The sequence below is a fragment of the Apilactobacillus ozensis DSM 23829 = JCM 17196 genome, from assembly GCF_001435995.1.
GTDB lineage: Bacteria > Bacillota > Bacilli > Lactobacillales > Lactobacillaceae > Apilactobacillus > Apilactobacillus ozensis.
In genome coordinates, this window is record NZ_AYYQ01000031.1 from 82449 (window position 1) to 101391 (window position 18943).

The 18943-nt window shown below is 30.6% G+C and carries 18 protein-coding genes, 1 pseudogene and 1 other annotated feature; of the genes and pseudogenes, 7 read left to right on the plus strand and 12 right to left on the minus strand.

The window, feature by feature from the left end:
- Together rpmG and FD06_RS04785 are read right to left on the minus strand one after the other, a co-directional pair.
- Complete coding sequence (rpmG, locus tag FD06_RS04780) at positions 1-150, minus strand: 50S ribosomal protein L33 (protein WP_054657162.1); 150 nt, start codon at positions 148-150, stop codon at positions 1-3.
- Between the two features lie 134 nt (positions 151-284).
- Positions 285-2324, minus strand: a complete 2040-nt coding sequence (locus FD06_RS04785) for a peptidoglycan D,D-transpeptidase FtsI family protein (RefSeq protein ID WP_056966424.1) — start codon at positions 2322-2324, stop codon at positions 285-287.
- Positions 2325-2433: 109 nt separating this feature from the next.
- Here FD06_RS04785 and FD06_RS04790 point away from each other — a divergent pair, with 109 nt between their 5' ends.
- On the plus strand, positions 2434-5037 hold the full coding sequence (locus FD06_RS04790; RefSeq protein WP_056966426.1) for a YfhO family protein: 2604 nt from the start codon (positions 2434-2436) through the stop codon (positions 5035-5037).
- Between the two features lie 16 nt (positions 5038-5053).
- On the opposite strand, the gene greA is transcribed toward FD06_RS04790, so the two are convergent.
- From greA to FD06_RS04835, 8 genes are all read right to left on the minus strand, one after another.
- A complete protein-coding gene (greA, locus tag FD06_RS04795; protein WP_056966428.1) occupies positions 5054-5530 on the minus strand; it encodes a transcription elongation factor GreA in 477 nt (158 codons plus the stop codon).
- A gap of 26 nt (positions 5531-5556) precedes the next feature.
- A complete protein-coding gene (gene udk / locus FD06_RS04800; RefSeq protein WP_054657172.1) occupies positions 5557-6231 on the minus strand; it encodes a uridine kinase in 675 nt (224 codons plus the stop codon).
- A gap of 56 nt (positions 6232-6287) precedes the next feature.
- Positions 6288-7367 carry an endolytic transglycosylase MltG gene (gene mltG / locus FD06_RS04805; RefSeq protein ID WP_056966430.1) on the minus strand — a complete coding sequence of 360 codons (1080 nt, stop codon included), beginning with the start codon at positions 7365-7367 and terminating at the stop codon, positions 6288-6290.
- Positions 7368-7388: 21 nt separating this feature from the next.
- The gene (gene pheT, locus FD06_RS04810) at positions 7389-9803 is read right to left on the minus strand and encodes a phenylalanine--tRNA ligase subunit beta (protein ID WP_056966431.1); all 2415 of its coding nucleotides are present in this window, start codon (positions 9801-9803) and stop codon (positions 7389-7391) included.
- A 13-nt stretch (positions 9804-9816) separates the two neighbouring features.
- Positions 9817-10857: a phenylalanine--tRNA ligase subunit alpha gene (gene pheS, locus FD06_RS04815; RefSeq protein ID WP_054657174.1), complete on the minus strand. Its 1041-nt coding sequence runs from the start codon at positions 10855-10857 to the stop codon at positions 9817-9819.
- A 39-nt stretch (positions 10858-10896) separates the two neighbouring features.
- Positions 10897-11110: a binding site (T-box leader), on the minus strand.
- Positions 11111-11151: 41 nt separating this feature from the next.
- Entirely contained in the window at positions 11152-11472 is a 321-nt protein-coding gene (locus FD06_RS04825; RefSeq protein WP_054657178.1) for a winged helix-turn-helix transcriptional regulator, read from the minus strand.
- 8 nt (positions 11473-11480) lie between these two features.
- Positions 11481-11969 (minus strand): HD domain-containing protein, encoded by a 489-nt coding sequence (locus FD06_RS04830; protein ID WP_056966435.1) that lies wholly within the window; start codon positions 11967-11969, stop codon positions 11481-11483.
- Between the two features lie 82 nt (positions 11970-12051).
- Positions 12052-12828, minus strand: coding sequence for a TrmH family RNA methyltransferase (locus FD06_RS04835; RefSeq protein WP_054657180.1), 777 nt, complete (start codon positions 12826-12828; stop codon positions 12052-12054).
- 83 nt (positions 12829-12911) lie between these two features.
- Here FD06_RS04835 and FD06_RS04840 point away from each other — a divergent pair, with 83 nt between their 5' ends.
- The 5 genes and pseudogenes from FD06_RS04840 (at position 12912) to FD06_RS07815 (ending at position 15469) form a co-directional block, all read left to right on the plus strand.
- Positions 12912-13196 (plus strand): acylphosphatase, encoded by a 285-nt coding sequence (locus FD06_RS04840; RefSeq protein WP_054657182.1) that lies wholly within the window; start codon positions 12912-12914, stop codon positions 13194-13196.
- A gap of 74 nt (positions 13197-13270) precedes the next feature.
- Positions 13271-14179: a membrane protein insertase YidC gene (yidC, locus tag FD06_RS04845; RefSeq protein WP_056966437.1), complete on the plus strand. Its 909-nt coding sequence runs from the start codon at positions 13271-13273 to the stop codon at positions 14177-14179.
- A 263-nt stretch (positions 14180-14442) separates the two neighbouring features.
- Positions 14443-14740 (plus strand): annotated as a pseudogene (locus FD06_RS07805) (IS5/IS1182 family transposase); the annotation flags it as partial.
- A 129-nt stretch (positions 14741-14869) separates the two neighbouring features.
- On the plus strand, positions 14870-15049 hold the full coding sequence (locus tag FD06_RS07810) for a hypothetical protein (protein WP_054657188.1): 180 nt from the start codon (positions 14870-14872) through the stop codon (positions 15047-15049).
- A 21-nt stretch (positions 15050-15070) separates the two neighbouring features.
- Positions 15071-15469 carry a transposase gene (locus FD06_RS07815; RefSeq protein WP_420834751.1) on the plus strand — a complete coding sequence of 133 codons (399 nt, stop codon included), beginning with the start codon at positions 15071-15073 and terminating at the stop codon, positions 15467-15469.
- Here FD06_RS07815 and FD06_RS04860 read toward each other — a convergent pair.
- Entirely contained in the window at positions 15426-16997 is a 1572-nt protein-coding gene (locus tag FD06_RS04860) for a HAMP domain-containing histidine kinase (protein WP_082605300.1), read from the minus strand. The two genes, FD06_RS07815 and FD06_RS04860, sit on opposite strands and share 44 nt — an antisense overlap.
- The gene (locus FD06_RS04865; RefSeq protein ID WP_056966441.1) at positions 16994-17680 is read right to left on the minus strand and encodes a response regulator transcription factor; all 687 of its coding nucleotides are present in this window, start codon (positions 17678-17680) and stop codon (positions 16994-16996) included. The genes FD06_RS04860 and FD06_RS04865 overlap by 4 nt, the downstream gene beginning before the upstream one ends.
- 188 nt (positions 17681-17868) lie before the next feature.
- Between FD06_RS04865 and adhP the strand changes: the two genes are divergently transcribed.
- A complete protein-coding gene (gene adhP / locus FD06_RS04870) occupies positions 17869-18885 on the plus strand; it encodes an alcohol dehydrogenase AdhP (protein ID WP_054657199.1) in 1017 nt (338 codons plus the stop codon).
- Positions 18886-18943: the final 58 nt, after the last annotated feature.

Here is an 18943-nt window from a genome sequence, read left to right on the forward strand (position 1 = left end):
TTATTTTGTTTCACGATGCAATGTAACTTTTCTTTCACGTGGGCAGTACTTATTTAATTCTAAACGGTCGGGGTTATTACGACGACTCTTAGTAGATAAGTAATTACGTTCATGACATTCAGTACATTCTAAAGTAATGTGTACTCGCATATGTTCTGCACCTCCAAATTACGTTTTTTAATTTAATAGATATAAACAACTGTCAACTTTTAATATGTTATCATTTTTTAACCAATTTTACCAGTATTATTATAAACATTGTTAAGGAAATTTACTTAACACCCTTATTTAAAATCATCACTGGATTGAACATATTTCCAATATGCCTGATAAATCTGTTTAGCTAATGTTATATTATTGCTTTCGGCATCAACTGGTAGATTAGGAATGGCAACTGCTACAACTACTTGCGGATCATCTGAAGGCGCATATGAAGCTAAAGTTAAGTTAACAGTTTCTTTACCATTATAAAAACTTTGTGCAGTACCAGTTTTAGCTGAAATTTCAGGTTTAATTTCATTCAATTGCATACCAGTTCTAAATTGGTTAGTACCATGAACAACATTATATAAACCTTTTTTAACTACAGCTAATTCTGAAGGCTTGATGTCAATCTTATTTAACACGTTAGGAGTAACTGAATATTTTACTGGTCCCATTTTACCATCTTTATTAGTTCCACGAATATTTTGAACTATATGTGGTTGAACTCGATATCCACCATTAGCAATAGTAGACATGTATTGAGCAACTTGAATCATGGTATAAGAATCGTAGTTCCCATAAGACATATCTAGAGCCTTACCTAAATGATTAATACCGCTAGGGCCTTTAAAACCAGTGGTTTCACCAGGCAAATCAATACCAGTTTTAACTCCTAAACCAAATTGATTAAAGTAACCGCGCATAGTATTAAACACATCTGGATTCATACTAGTTAAAGGTCCACCAGGCTTGTATCCTCCTTCTTTCATAGCAAGTTGCATCATATAAGAGTTAGAAGATATTTCTAAGGCTGTAGAAGCATCGACAGCAACATTATTAGATCCACTGTGGTTAAACCAAGAAGATTTATTAAAAATAGGTCTATCAACTAAAACTGAGTTAGTTGGTGTAATTACTTTATCCATTAAAGCTCCTGAGACCATAGCACCCTTAACAACAGATCCCATAACAATTCCACTGTTGATAGTTCCTAATGCATTAGGCGTCTCTTTTCCGGTAGAAGGGTTTCTATCTACACCAGCTAAGCCCACAATTGCTCCAGTGTTAGGATTCATAACTACAGCATATGCTCCAGTTGAATATCCAGCACCTCGATCCGCATTAGTAACTAATTCTTGAAGTTTCTTTTGGAACTGACTATTGACTGTTAATTGTAGGTTATCACCTTTTTGCCCGCCATATTTTTTAATCATATTAGACATAGATGAATTTTCACTACTTATTTTTACCTGAGTTTGAGACTTAGAACCTCTTAAAACTGGTTCATACTTAGCTTCTAGGTAACTTTGTCCAACACTATCATTTCGAGAATATCCCTGAGCAAGTAAGGAATTAATTTTATCAGAAGGCAATCCTGCTTTTTCTGATGAAACTGTTCCTATGATACTTTGAATAGAAGATCCATTAGGATAATCTCTAGTCCAACTATCACCTACTTGAACTCCTGGCATTTCAGATAAATGTTCACCCACTTCAGCCAATTCTTTGCTAGTTACACCAGTGCTTTTAATGTAAGTAGTTGATAACTGATAGGCCCCACTCATTTTTTGAAAAATTGCAGCTGCATTCTTAGCGCGTTTATTGAAAACAATGTTTTTGTCATTTTTAACGTATTCTAATTCTTTTTGATATTGTTCATCCGGAGTTGTATCTTTAGCAAAGGTTAATTTGCTAGCAACATTTTTTAAGTTTTCTGGATTAGCTAAATAGTATTCAGCTTTTTGATTAGGAGTTAGCACAATATCGTTCAAGCTTAAATATTTACTTAAATTATTGGCTATATTATATAGTTCAGAACTAGTAACATTTAAAGCTTTAGTATACTGAATGGCTTGATGCGCTTTATTACCTACCAAAACCCTTCCAGCTGAGTCATAAATCATCCCTCTCTGCACATTTCCTAGCTTAGTAGCATTATCAGAACGATTGACTTCCGCTTTATATTTATTACCGTTTATAATTTGTAAAATAGCTAGCTGTGCAACCAAAACTGCAAATAAAATTCCCACTATTATAAATATAAAATTTAATCTAAAAGGAATACGCGATTTGTTACTACCACCATCGCTATTAAAAACTTTTTTTAAAAAATTATTCAAATCAATGAGTCTCCTTAGTATCTTATATTCAATATTTATATTGTATGTAATAGACATCAAATTGTACAATAAAAATATAGCATATAAAAACAGTTTATGAGGTGAAATTGTGTTTAAATTTTCGCAAAGAAGCTTAAAAAAAGCAGCACCAATTTTATTAAGTTTCTTAATACCAATATTAATTATGACATCTTACTTTGCATACCGCAATATGTTTCCATTCGGAAATAGCAGTTTATTAACAGTCGATTTAGGTCAACAATACGTGGATTTTTTTAAATATTATCGTGAAAATTTAGGTAATTGGCATCAAATGATTTACTCTTTTTCAAATGGATATGGAAACTCGATGCTTGGTACGTGGTCTTATTATTTAATGAGTCCACTAAATATTGTTTTACTTTTCTTTAAAGCAAGCAATCTTAACATCGCCATTTTAATAATTACGTTACTAAAGTATGGATTATCTGGCGCTAGCTTTGCATATTTAATTAAAAAAGATAAAAACATCATCTTAAGCAATGCTTATGTTCCAATATTTTCTTCCGTGTACGCTTTAAATGGATGGATGATAGCTAACCAATTGAATATCATGTGGTTAGACGGAATGATATTTTTACCTATAATTATCTTAGGTGTGAATAAAATAGTAGAAAAAAATAATTGTAAAACTTACATCATCGCATTGTCATTAATGATTATAATTAACTACTATATTGGGTATATGATTTGTATTTTTTCATTACTATATTTTATATATTATTTTGCTATAAAACTAGGAAATATCCAAAATAAATTAAAAACAGTAGCCAATTTTATAATTAGTTCTATAGTTTCAGGCATGCTGTCCGCTTGGATTTTAATACCCACTATTTTTGAGATAGCTAGCAGTAAAGGTAGCTATACCATAAATAATATTAAATGGAAATTTGAGTATTTTCCATTCGATATGCTTGGAAAACTTTTTAATGGTACTTTTGATTTCAGCCAAATGCCAAGTGGCACCCCCAATATTTTTGTAGGATGCGTTGTTTGTATCATGTTCATTGCATACTTTTTCAGTAAAAATATTAACTTGAAAAATAAGGTACTAACATTAACTTTGACTTTAATATTGATATTATCAATGTGTTTTGAGCCCCTAGATTTAGTTTGGCACGCTATGCAATTTCCAATTTGGTATCCATATCGTTTCTCTTTTATATTTTGTTTTTGGATGATATACATCGCGTTAATCAGCTGGTCGAAAACTCCTAGTAACTTGCCTGTTAAGTTATTTTATAAAATTTCGATTATTATTTTAGTGGTTTTAGTATATATCGGAGTGAATATTAAAAAATTTAAATATCTATCTTTAGAAAAATATACTATTTCATTGTTACTAGTGGGAATTACAATAATAATACTAATCAAATTAAATAAAAATAGTAATCTTTTCAAAATGTTATTTATATTAATAACGCTTTCCGATATTTCTGCAAATGTTTTTAATTCATTAAATTCCATATCATATGTTTCGAATACAGACTACACTCAATATAACAAAACGGTTAATGAAAACGTAAGCGAAATAAAAAATTACAATAAAGGATTCTATCGTATAGCAAAAACATTTTTCAGAACTAAGGATGATCCACTAGAATTAAACTACTATGGAGGATCAACTTTTAATTCGATGATGTCACCATCAGAACAACAATTTGCAAATAACATTGGTATTCCTAACACCTCTGGTTCAGTGGAATATTCAAATGGAACAGTTGTTACCGACGCAATTTTAGGCTATCGATATATTATTGATAATCCTTATAATAATTTAAAAATGGCTCAAAAGATTTCTAAGAGATATGATTTGGGCTTATACAAGTCAGAGTTTTTATATAAACTACAAAATTTGTACAATCCATATGCTGTTTCACTAATTTTTAACGCTAACAAACAAATCATTTCCAATAAAAATCAAAATAACAATCCTATTTTATACCAAAATCAGATGCTAAATAGTATTTATGGAAATAATATTAATATATTCAAAAAGATTCCGTTTAGCAAAGTGAAATTTAACAATATTAAAAACACTGACAATGACATTAGTAATGCAATACTAACCAAGAAAAACTTATTGAAGAATGGTAATTTAAGGTTATATTATACCTTACCTAAAAATAGCATTAATTATTTAAATTTCAGCCAAAATATGAACCAAAAAAGTTGTGAAGTTAAAATTAATAACCAAAATGTTATTATTCCAAATAACCTTCAAAATAATTTAGTTGTTAGTGTTCCAAATACCCACAAAGGCTATATAGATATAGACATTAAAAAATCAAACAATTTATTTTTACAAGATTTTAATTTATACAGTGTCAATATCAACAAGTTTAAAAAAGTCATGTCTACTATTAAATCCAATGAAGCTCATAATTTAATAATTAACGATGACCAAATAAAAGCTAACATTAAAGTTAAAAATAATAACTTGTTAGCCACAACTATTCCATACGATAAAAACTGGTGCTTAAAAGTAGATGGTCAATCGGTTAAAACTATAAAGTGGAATGATAATTTTATTGCTGCTAAAGTTGCTAAGGGTAAACATACTATCGATTTTAGCTATCAAAATAATAAACTTCTACTAAGTTTAATAATTAGTATGATTAGTTTAATAATTACACTGATATACTATTGCATAATAAAAAAGCGATTGAAATAATTCAATCGCTTTTTTATTATTTAATTTCTATAATTTTAACCTTCATATTACCAGCTGGGATTTCAATTGTTACTTCTTCGTTCAATTTGTGACCTAAAAGTCCTTTTGCAATTGGCGAATCATTTGAAATTTTACCAGACATTGGGTCAGCTTCAGCAGCACCTACGATTTGGTATTCTTCAGGTTCTTCATCTGGTAATTCTTTAAATGTAACTTTTTTACCAACACTAACTACATCGCTTTCTACGTTAGCATTATCAACAACTTCTGCATATTGAAGCATGTGTTCAATTGTAGCAATTCTACTTTCTAGCATACTTTGTTCATTTTTAGCAGATTCATATTCAGAATTTTCTGATAAATCACCATAACTTCTAGCAATCTTAATTCTTTCAATTATTTTAGGACGTTGATTCAAACGCAAGTCCTCTAGTTCATGTTCTAGCTTAATTTTACCATCCATTGTCATTGGATATGTTTTTTCATCAGCCATATACAAAACACCTCAAATTTCTATTATTAAATTGTTGTATCAATGTTATTAGCAATTCGATTATTACCATGTTTTAATAAAATGGATTGAATTTTCGTAGTTAATAAATCAATAGCAACCTGATTTTTACCACCTTCGGGAACGATTATATCAGCATAACGTTTAGTTGGTTCAATAAATTGATGATACATAGGTCTTACGGTTTCCAAATATTGTTGAATAACGGAATCTAGCGTCTTGCCTCTTTCTTTAGTATCACGTTGAATTCTTCTCAAAATTCTAATGTCATCATCTGTATCCACAAATACTTTAATATCCATTAAATCACGCAATCTTTGATCATCAAGAATTAAAATACCTTCAACAATGATAACATCTCTAGGTTCTTGTAGAACAGTTTCTTTACTACGATTTAACTTTTTATAATCGTATACTGGTTTTTCAATTGATTCATAGTTAAGTAATTTATTTAAATGTTCTAACAATAAATCTGAGTCAAATGCCAATGGATGATCGTAATTAGTTTCAGCTCGTTCTTCCATCGTCTTATTTGATTGGTCTTTGTAGTAAGAATCTTGTTGTAAAATCATTAAGGAATGACCTAACAATTGATTAAAAATAGCTCTACTAACTGTAGTTTTCCCACTACCAGAACCACCTGTAACTCCAATAACTACTGGACGCTTTTTCTTGTTCAACATAACTAATTTACCCTCTCTGTAGTAACTTTATCTTATAACAAAAATTTTTTCAATAATTAATTATTTAATTCTTCATAATAGTATACCTTGCCATTACTAGAATTAGCAACATAATATAAGTACATTTTGTCTTGATAGTCAGGATTTATAACCGCTTTGATAGATTCAATGCTTGGATTATTAAATGGACCAGGTCCAAACCCTGTGTGCTTATATAAATTATAAGGAGATTTAACTTTTAAATCTTTATTAGTTAATTTTAGATGATTCTTGTTTAATATATAAAAAATAGATGTACTGCTTCTTAAAGGCATATTCATTCTAATTTTATTAAATAAGACACCAGCTATTTTACGCTTGTTACTATAAGAGAAATCCTCTTTCTCAACTATAGAAGCAATCGTTAAAACTTTTCTAACGTTCAACTTACTATCACTTATTTTCTTATAGTATGGGCTCATCTCATAATTAGTTTTGGAAACCATTTGTTCAACAATACTTTTTAACGAAATATCATTGGACGAATTATAAGTAGCTGGATATAAGAACCCTTCTAAAGGATATTTAACATCCTTACCTCTGTTAATTGACTTAAGCAACTTAGGATACTTATCTACTAAGTAATCAATAAATTTTTTATCTTTCATAAGATTAATAAAATCTTTTGCTGAATACTTACTACCCTTGTCAACTGCTGAAGCAATTTGATCAATTGAAGCTCCTTCACGAACAAGAACTCGACCATAAGTACCTTCTAGTGGTTGTGCGGAGCCACCTTTTTGCAAACTATCGGCTATTTTTTTTAAGCTCATCGATGGCGATAAACGATAATATCCCGCACCAAATTTAGATAAATTATGTGAGTTAACATAATAGTCGAAAACCATTCCACTTTTTACAATTCCATTGTCTTGCAAAATTGAACCTATTTTCTTATCAGATGCACCCATTGGAATTTTAATTTGTTTGAAAGATTTATCATTAGAATTAAGAGGCTTCAATGAAGTTTTTAAATAATTATGAAAAACCAAAAAAATACACAAGCCCAAAACCAGCAAGATACCAACTATTGACAGAAATATTTTTCTACCAATATTGTTATTATTTTTTTGGGAATGATTTGAATCAGTATTCAAAATAACTTCCTCCGTTTAATCCTATCTAATTTCAACATCAAATTCTTTAACTAAGTTTCTTTCAACTTTATCAAATGCTTTATTAACTTCGTCATCAGTTAAAGTATCTTTTTTATTTTGATATGTCAAGCTATATGCCATAGATTTCTTGCCTTCAGGTACATTTTTACCATTATAAACATCAAATAAACTTACATTGGTTAAATAAGCTCCACCACGTTTTAAAATAACGTCCATAATTTGTTTGTTAGTAATTTCAGTATTAACTAACATGGCAATATCTCTAGAAATAGAAGGATACTTAGACACTAAATCATATTGTTGTTCTTGCTTAGGCAAATCAATAATTGTTTGAAGGTTTAAGTCAAATACATAAGTTTCTTTAATGTTAAATTTCTTAGCAATTTTAGGATGAACTTGTCCAATGAATCCAATGTAATGTCCATGAACCATAATATCAGCTGTTCTACCTGGATGCATTTCTGGATATTTATTAGTGGCAATATATTCAATATTTCCGTTTAATTGCAAACTGCTTAAATAGTTTTCTAAAATACCCTTGATGTCATAGAAATCAACATTTTTAGGATTATTATTCCATTTTTTGTTTACTAGTGCACCGGAAATTGCAGCTGAGATATGTTCAATTTCATTTGGACGAACTTGATCTTCATTATCCTTATAAAATACTCGACCTTGTTCATATAACGCAACATCTTTAACATTGCGAGCTTGATTGTAAGCAATATCGTCTAACAAACCAGTTACTAAGTTCATTCTTAATGTGAAATGGTCGGTACTCATTGGAAAACTCAAATCAGTTTCATAAGTATCTTGCATTAAAAACATATTAGCTTTTTCGGGAGTAGTTAATGAGTATGAAATCGCGTGTGTTAAGCCTAAAGCTTGTAATTTATTTCTACTATTTCTAATCAATTGTTGCTTAGGACTTAACATTCCAATGGTAGTTTTTCCTTCAGGTAAGGTACTTGGTAAATTGTCATATCCATATATACGAGCAACTTCTTCAATTAAGTCAGAATCTATATGAATATCACCTCTACGAGTAGGTACTTCTACGTCAAAATCATTATTTTTAACGTCTACTTTAAATGCTAATCTTTCAAAAATGTCTTTAACTTGGTCAACAGTTAATTTAGTTCCCAATACGTGATTAATTCTGTCTAGTGAAATTCTAACATTTATATTCTCTTTAGGTTTATCAACAGCAGTTACAATGTCTTCACAAACATCCCCAATAGCTAAATCATTAATCATCCAGCTAGCTTCTTCTAAAACATTAGTTAAATTATTTATATCTACTCCACGTTCGAAGCGTTGTGAAGCTTCTGTATGAATAACATGCTTACGCGCCATTTTACGTACTTTGATTGAATCAAAAACGGCACATTCTAAGACAATATTTTTAGTGTCATTAGTAATCGAAGTGTTTAATCCACCAATCACCCCACCCATTGCAATGGGTGCTTTACTGTCAGCCACAACTAAATCATTTTCATCTAAGTTAACTTCATCTTCGTCTAAAGTGGTTATCTTTTCGCCTACTTTTGCATTTCTAACAATAAATTGTTTACCACTAACTTTGTCTAAGTCATATGCATGCATAGGTTGACCAAACTTAATCATCATATAGTTAGTAATATCAACAATATTGTTGATTGGCTTAATGCCAGCATTCCATAATCTAATTTGTAACCATAAAGGACTCGCTTTAACTTCTACATTATTAATTACTCTATTTTTATAACTACTTACATCTTCTAAATCTACACGGTTAGAAATTTGATCAGCTGATTTATCATTAGAAAAATCATTTAACTTTTTATAGTCTAAATTAACTGGTTTGTTATAGATAGCTGATAAATCGCGTAAGGTCCCATACATACTCAACATATCACCACGGTTAGGAGTTACGTCTAAGTCAATTAATTCATCATTCATTCCAATGTAATCATAAACATCTGAACCAATTTCAGCATTTTCAGGTAAGAAATAAATTCCTTCAGACCATTCTTTAGGAACAACATCTTTTGGAAAGCCAATTTCATCAAGTGCGCAAAGCATTCCAAAAGAAGGTACGCCACGCATCTTTGATTTTTTAATTTTAACATTGTCAGCAATTCTAGAACCTGGCAGTGCTACAATTACTTTCTTATTTACAGCTACGTTAGGTGCACCACAAACAATTTGTAAAGGTTCATCTTCACCAACATCAACTTGACAAATATGAAGATGATCAGAATCAGGATGGTCTTCCAATGACAAAATTTGACCAACTACTATCTTTTTAAGACCAGCACTAGGTTTAACAACTGAATCAACCTCCACTGAAGAACGTTCAATTTTTTCGGCTAATTCATCGGCTGATACGTCTAAATTAATATAATCTTTTAGCCATTTGTAAGAAACTTTCATTTAATATCTCTCCTTAGTTAAATTGTGATAAGAATCGTACATCGTTTAAATAAAAATCACGAATATCATCAACCCCATATTTAAGCATGGCAAAACGGTCTGGTCCTAAACCAAAAGCAAATCCACCATATTTTTGCGAGTCAACTCCAGCCATCTCTAAAACGTTAGGATGAACCATTCCGGCACCTAAAACTTCAATCCATCCGGTATTCTTACATACGTCACAACCCTTACCATTACACTTAAAGCAAGTAATGTCAGCTTCTACTGATGGTTCAGTAAATGGGAAATAGCTTGGTCTTAATCTAACGTCAAATTTATCACCAAATAGTTGATGAGTTAGAAATTCTAGTGTTCCCTTTAAATCTCCCATAGTAATATTTTCATCTATCACAATACCTTCAACCTGGTGGAATTGATGTGAATGAGTAGGGTCATCAGTATCACGTCGATAAACTACACCTGGTGAAATCATCTTCAAAGGTCCTTTAGAAAAATCATGTTTTTCTAGAGTTCTAGCTTGCATTGGAGAGGTTTGAGTACGCATTAAAATTTCTTTTGTAATATAAAATGTATCTTGCATATCACGTGCTGGATGGTCTTTAGGAAGGTTCATCATTTCAAAATTGTATTTATCTTCCTCTACTTCTGGACCACTTAATACTTCATAGCCCATTCCCATGAACATATCGCAAATCTGATCAATAATTGATTGTATAACATGTGGATGCCCCACTCTGGTAGTAGAACCCGGCAACGTAACATCTATTTTTTCAGCACTTAATTTTGCATTTAAGGCTTCATTTTCTAAAATTTCTTGCTTATTTGCCAGTGCAGTCTGAATTTCATCACGAACCTTATTGGCGTATTGACCAACTAGTGGTTTTTCTTCATTAGGCAGGTCTTTGATTCCTCTTAAAACTTTAGTAATTTCACCCTTTTTACCTAACAAATTAACTTTTATATCGTTAGTTATTTCTTTAAGGTCAGTAGAATGATTAATCTTTTCGAGACCTTCTTTAAGAACTGATTGTAGTTCATCTTGTAAAGACATTATTTTTTCCTCCTTGTTAAATAAAAAAGCTCCGCCCCAAAAAGGGACGAAGCATCGCGGTACCACCCTAGTTTATACAACAATCGTATACAACTTAAAGTCCTATAACGGTGGACGAACCGAAATGTTTTTTGCCAAAATTGACTCCCAACATTAGCTCGGAAAATGAATTCAGCTATATCAATGTTCATTCTCATCCCAATATGAACTTTCTGTAAAGTATAGCTTACTAATTTTTCGTCAAAACTCTTAATTTGATAATAAAATATTTTAATAAATTGGTCAAGGCCATTATTACTTATGACACCATTTATTTGACCAATTATGAACCTCATCCATAATTGGTTTTAATTCTTCACCTTTTTTAGTTAAAGAATATTCAATTAAATTTGAATTTTCAAAAGCCCTTCTCTTTACAATATGTTTACCCTCAAGTTCTTTTAAACGTTCAGCTAACATACGGTCACTACATTTTTCAACAGCTTTAGACAAGGTTTTAAAACGTTGTGGACTATCGTTTAGCAACGATTCTATAATTAATCCATTCCATTTTTTACCAAGAATAGAAAAAGTTTGTTCAAATTTAGGGCAAACTTTACAATCTTCAGATATCAATTAATAAGCTACCTCCTTAATATCTTTTTCACTAGTGTTTTTTTAAGTAAAGACTTAAAATATTCACCTACTGCTTCATAGTCATCCACAAAAGAAACAATGTAACTTTCAGCATACTTGGGACGCGCTAAAGTAAATCCCCACATATGTTTTAAGATAATATCTTTTTCCTTTTCGTTTAAACTGGTAATCTTTTCAGCATTTCTCAATGCAATTCTAGGATGCATAAAAGCATGTGACCCTAGATTGAACTTGGTTTCACGCCAGTCGTAATAAAATAAATCATGTAATAGGCCAGCTCTGGCAATAGATCGGGTATCTAGATGCAACTTCTCGGCTATTTGATAACTTGCATATGAAACGCTTATACAATGTATCATTCTTGTAGAGTTATGGTGTTGAATATAGTTATCTAGTTTTTTAAAACGTTCATCTTCTAATATATCTTTAACCAAAGACATATAGTGTTCATCTAACTCCCAAACATCTTTTTTCATAAAAGAGATTTTCCCTTCTAAAAGTAAATATATAAATTAATTAGTTATATAATAAACAAAAGTCCGCAATATGCAAGTAATTCTACTTACATAAACTAAACATTAAAATACCAGCAGCTATTGCTACATTTAAGGATTCAGCATGTCCTTTAATTGGAATATATAAATTGTCAGTTGTTTTCTCAAGTAATGATTGTTGCATACCATTACCCTCATTTCCCATTATCAAAGAAAAGTCATTAATTGGTTTTACAGTATTATAATCTATAGCTTGTGGATTTAATTCGCTACCATAAACTGGAATTCCAAAGTTAATACAGCTATCTACCCAATCATTTAAATCATATTTCATAATTTTAACGTGAAAGTTGCTTCCCTGCATAGATCTTAATACTTTAGCATTAAAAATGTCAGAGGTTCCCTCTCCAAAAACTACTCCCTCCATACCAGCTGCATCAGCGGTACGTATCATTGTTCCAATATTTCCTGGGTCCTGAACATTATCAAGTAACAACCATTTCCCACTAACTGTATCTTTGGTAAAATCATTATCAATGTGGGGTAATTGTACGATAGCAAAAGCTCCCTGTGGAGTAGTAGTAGAACCTAATTTTAGCGATACTTCATCAGAAATAATAATGATTTCATATTTTTCAATATTATTTATTTCTTTGAAATGCAAATCATATTGCTTTTCAGTGAATAATATTGTTTTTACATTTTGCTTATAATTAATTGCTTCCTTGATTAAATGCCAATTTTCTAAAATATAAAGATTCATTTTATCTCTGTTTTTTTTAGTTTTTAATTTAGACCAAGATTTAATTCGTTCATTTTTAGGTGACACGATTTTTTCCATATGGGTTTTATCTCCTATTTTAGCTTAACTAATTTCATATTTCATATTCTATCATAATCTTTTTAATTTTCAGGAGGAAAATCATGTCAAATAAATCTATAAACGTAATAGTTAAAGGTATTGTTCAAGGAGTTGGCTATCGAGTAACAGTAAAACGTATAGCTAACGAGCTTAATATAGTCGGAACTGTGCAAAATCTTAAAAATGGAAACGTTAAAATTGTAGCTGCCGGAAATTCCAATAAAATTGAAAAATTTATAACATTAATTAAGAATAATCCAACTCCATTTTCCAAAGTAGACGATATTAGCATTGAAAGTAATTACCAAAACAACAATAAATATTCAGATTTCAAAATTATAATATAAAAGCAAACTAAAAAATTTATACATTTTCTGTTATTATTATAAAGTATATTATTTTTAGGAAGGGTTTTATCTTAATGAAAAGAATAAAGAAATTGTACTTACTAATGGCTATTGCTGTTATGACAATAACATTATCAGGTTGTGTAAGAGTAAATAATGACGGTACTCCCAAAGAAGGCTTTGTTTATAATTATTTAGCACTACCAGCTGAACATATTTTAGACTTCATCGCTAAATTCGTAGGTGGTTATGGTTGGGCATTAATTGTATTAACAGTAATTGTAAGAATGATTTTATTACCAGTTATGATCAATCAAATGACTAAATCTACAAAAATGCAAGAAAAAATGAATTTAATTCGTCCTCAGATGAAGAACATTCAAAAAAGACAACAAAGTGCCAAAACACAAGAAGAAAAAATGCAAATTCAACAAGAAATGATGGCATTGTATCGAGATAATGATGTAAACATGATGGGTGGCATTGGGTGTTTACCATTACTTATTCAAACTCCGGTGTTTATCGCGTTATATAATGCAATTCGTTTTTCACCTGAAGTTTCACATACTGTTTTTATGGGTATTAGATTAGGTGATAAAAATTTTGTTTTGGTTATTCTATCAGTAATAACTTATTTACTTCAAGGTTATTTAATGACCTTGGGCGTACCTGAGGAACAAAAGAAACAAATGAAATTTATGATTTTATTAAATCCTATCGTTATATTGATAGCTACACTGCAATCTCCTGCCGGTTTAGGAATCTACTTCTTCATAGGTGGAATTTTTATTTGTATTCAAACTTTAATAATAAACATGTACAGACCAAAAATAAGAAGAGAAGTAATCGAACAGGCTAAGAAAAATCCTACAAAAGTTGTAACAGAGGTAAAAGAAGAAATAAAAGAAACTCCTAAAGAAATAAACAAAACTGACATTAATCAAAATCGTAAAAGAAATTCTGGTAAGCAAAATAAGAAATAAACAAAAGGGGCTGTGACATAAGTCTCTAAAAAAATAACGCTCGTTGGAATTTGATTTTTCCAACGAGCGTTATTTATGTATAATAAAAAACGATATCGCACCAACTGATATCGTTTAAATAAATCTCCTTGAAAGGAAACTTAAAAATAATGAGTGCTCATTATACTTTAAATATTAAAGATTGGCAACCTAAAAATAATCATCCAGTAAACATTATCAATAAAATTGTTGAAATGATTGGTTTATAAGAAAAATGCATATTTGGTAGGCCACGAAAATATGACCTACGGTCACTATTAAAGTTAACCTTGTTTGCCTATTCCAAAGGAATTTTTAGTAGTCGCCAAATTAGCGAATTGGCAGAAGAAAATTTTTGCTAATCGTAATAGTTATTCTAAAACTGATCATGATGCTACCTTCATGCGTATTAAAGAAAATCACATGTTGAACGGACAATTGAAACCTGCCTATAATTTACAAATTGCTACTAGTGGACAATTCATAAATAATTTTGATATTTATCAAAATCCTAACGATACTCGAACCTTAATTCCGTTCTTAAATAAACAAATTAAGAATAATAGTTTAGGTAAATATATTGTTGCCGATGCTGGTTATTGATCTGAAAGTAATTATCGTTTTATAGAAGAAAAACTAACTAATCATATTCCTTTAATTCCCTATGGATCAATGTTAAAAGAACAAAGTCGTAAATGGAAAAGTGATGACCATAAGGTCATGAATTGGTATTATAATGCAAAAGATGATTATTTCATTGATCCTAATGGTGTTCGATTCAATTTTAATGGTTATCGTAAAAGAACTGATAAGCATCAATTTACTCGTGATTTTAAAGAATATAAAGCTTAAAAATATGATATTAATCAAAATATAGATTCTAATGCATTAGCCAAATCTGGTAATACCAGAAGAATTAGAATTAATTATGCATGGGAATATTTTAAAAATAAACAAAAAGAATTGCTTTTGACACCAAAAACAAGTGATATCTATGCACGAAGAAAAATAGATGTAGAATCAGTTTTTGGTAAACTAAAGGCTTCTTTACGTTTCAATCGATTCTCTGTTAGGGGAATCGAAAAGGTAAAAAAAGAAATTGGTTTTACTGTAATGGCATTAAATATAAGAAAACTAATGACGAAAGTCATTAATTTTATAAATTTATATACAAAAATAGGATTTACGTTAAGTTCCAAACGTAAATCCTATTTTTTAGAGACTTATGTCACAGCCCCTTTTTGTTTTGTATTTTTTCCCTATCTTCATTAGACAAAATTGGTAAAGTAATCCTAAAAATTGATCCATGACCTACGGAACTTTCCACTGATAAGTGGCCATTATAAGCTTCAATAAGTCGTTTAGCAATAGATAACCCTAGTCCATTTCCACCTTGATTTCGACTACGTGCCTTGTCTACTCTATAAAATCTATTAAAGACTTTATGCATGTTTTTTGGAGATATTCCCTCACCAAAATCTTGGATTGCAATATCAACATTTTTAGTGCTTCTTGAAATGGATATATGAACTTCTTTTCGTTTGGTCGAATACTTAACCGCATTATCTAACAATATTATTAAGACTTGTTCCAGATGATTACGATAAATTTGCACAAATGTCTCTTTTTTTATGTCATTATCTAATGTAAACATAAAATCTGGATGTATCATTTTAAAATCATTATATTCTTGAAAAACTAAATCTTGAGCATCAGTAATTTTATCATTGTAATTTATTTCTACTTGCTCTGCTCGAGATAAATCAAGCATTTCTTGAACTAAACTCTTCATACGATTAATTTCTGAAACTGATGCATCAATGGACTCTTTCAAAATTTGTGGATCATCTTTTCCCCACCTTGAAAGCATGTTTAAGTGACCTTGAATAACTGCAACAGGAGTTCTAAGCTCATGAGAAACATCTTCAACGAATTGTTGCTGCTGCTCAATGTATCTTTGCATAGTATCCAACATATCATTGAATAATGAAGCTAAGTCAGTTAACTCATCATTACTATGCATTTTAGGTACCCTGACTTCATTTTCAGGAGAATCATTTATTCTATTTATAGTTTTAGAAATTACGCTGATTGGTCTAAGCATATAAGCGGCTAACAAGTAAGAAAGCAATGCTGACATGAAAACGCCTAAAACTAAAATAAATAATAAAATGAACAGCAATTTTTTAGTGTAATAATGATAATCACCCAATTTATTTACAACTCTAATCGTACCAATTCTTCTACCATTAACCTTAGAAAAAATAGGTGTCTCACCTATAAGTGAGTTGTTATTATCAAATTTATCCATGAATATGTTTTCTTTATTTACCTTACCGATTGTAGAGTAAGATTTAGGAACATAACTAGAATAAAAAACCGGGTTATTATCTTTATCAAAAACGCTAATTATATTATTGTTTTTGGCCAAACTAGCAAATACGGAATTAGAATATGCACTAGACACATTACTATCGTTAGACTTAGTTTTAATTTTATTATTGTCGTTAGTTTTTGGCGTCAAAACATCATCAACTTTGTATCCAACCAAAGGACGACTAAAATCACTTAACTTGTCGGAAATAGTTCCCATAGTTTCGCTGATATGAACCCTTTCTTGATGTATTAAAACATCAGAAAAACGGTTATATATTAAAAAAGAAAAAATTGATAACATCACAAAAACAATCAGTGATGTTCCTGCTGACCATTTCCATTTTAGCGATAGTCTTCTCTTAGAAGAAACTAATTTAGTATTTTGAATATTATTACTAAGATTTTTAGTATTTAGTGAGTTCATGAACGCATCACGTAACCTGTACCACGAACTGTTTGAATGTAGCTCTTTTGATCTGGTCGATCAATCTTATTTCTTAAGTATCTAACGTACACATCAACAACGTTGGTTTCAGCTTCAGAATTATATCCCCAAACTTTGGTCAACAATACGTCTCTTCCTAAAACCACATTAACGTTTTCCATTAAAGTTAATAACAATTCATATTCACGCTTAGTAAGATTTATAATATCATCGCCACGTCTGACAATACGACTTTCTTTTTCAACTGTTATATCTTTAAAATGAACTACTTTTTGGCTTTCTTTCTTTTCGTCTCCTTCTATTTCAATACGACGCAATAAAGCTCTAACTCTTGCTAATAGTTCTTCAATGGCAAATGGTTTAACGATATAATCATCAGCACCATGATCAAATCCTGAAACTCTATCTATAACAGAATCTCTGGCTGTCATCATGATAATTGGTGTTGCTTTCTTTTCTCTAAGTCTTCTAGCAACTTCCATACCATTTAATTTTGGTAGCATTAAATCTAATAAAATGACATCATAGTCATTTTTCATGGCTTCATCTAAGCCATCGCGACCATCAAGACTAACTTTAACTTCATAGCCTTCATGTTCTAATTCAAGTTCAACAAAACGAGCTAAACTTTTTTCATCTTCAATAATTAAAATACGACTCATTAGGTAAATACACCTCTATATATTATTCTTTTTTCAAATTAACAAATCATTTTACATTTTAGCATAAAAATAGCATTAATAGTAGCTATGCCGGTTACATATTTAATTTTTTGTGAATCTTTTCACTTGATTTTACTTATAACATCTAATATAATGAAATTATAAATTAATAGAAAGAAGTTGTTAGTATGAAAGCTGCTGTAGTAAGAGATAATTCCGATGGTTATGTAGACATTAAAGATGTTGATTTAAGACCTTTAAAATATGGTGAAGCTCTTGTTGATGTTGAATATTGTGGACTTTGTCACACAGATTTACATGTAGCATCAGGAGATTTTGGTAAAGTTCCTGGAAGAATCATTGGACACGAAGGTGTTGGACGCGTATCTAAAGTTGCTGATGGAGTTTCTAACTTAAGAGTTGGCGACAGAGTTTCTATCGCTTGGTTCTTCAAGGGATGTGGACATTGTGAATACTGTTTAACTGGTCGTGAAACTTTATGTAGAAATGTACAAAATGCCGGTTTTACAGTAGATGGTGCTATGGCAGAACAAGTAATCGTTGATGCTAACTATGCTGTAAAAGTTCCAGAAGGACTAGACCCAGTTGAAGCAACATCATTAACTTGTGCTGGAGTTACAACTTATAAGGCTCTTAAAGTTGGAGATGCTCGACCAGGACAATGGATTGAAATTGTTGGTGCTGGTGGTTTAGGTAACGTCGCTGTACAATTAGCTCATAATGTTTTTGGAGCACATGTTGTAGCAGTAGATGGTAATGAACAAAAATTGGAAGCTGCTAAGAAAAATGGTGCCGAATTATTAATCGATCGTCATGATTCCGACGTTGCTGAACAAATTCAAGAAAAAGTTGGCGGTGTTCATAGTTCAATCGTTACTGCTGTAAACAAAGATGCATTTACTACATCAGTAAACGCACTTCGCCCAGATGGTAAATTAGTAGCAGTAGCCCTTCCTAAGGGTGATATGGCACTAAATATCGATAAAACTGTACTTGATGGAATTCAAGTTGCTGGATCACTAGTAGGTACTAGACAAGACCTAGCTGAAACATTCCAATTCGGTGCTGAAGGTAAAGTTAAACCAATTGTAAGAACTTGTAAATTAGACGAAATCAATGATGTTATTGATGAAATGAAACAAAATAAGATTGTTGGTCGTGTAGTTGTAGATTTTACTAAGTAAAAATAAAAGCTAAATAAAAAATCTCAGAACCCATGGTGTTCTGAGATTTTTTATTTAG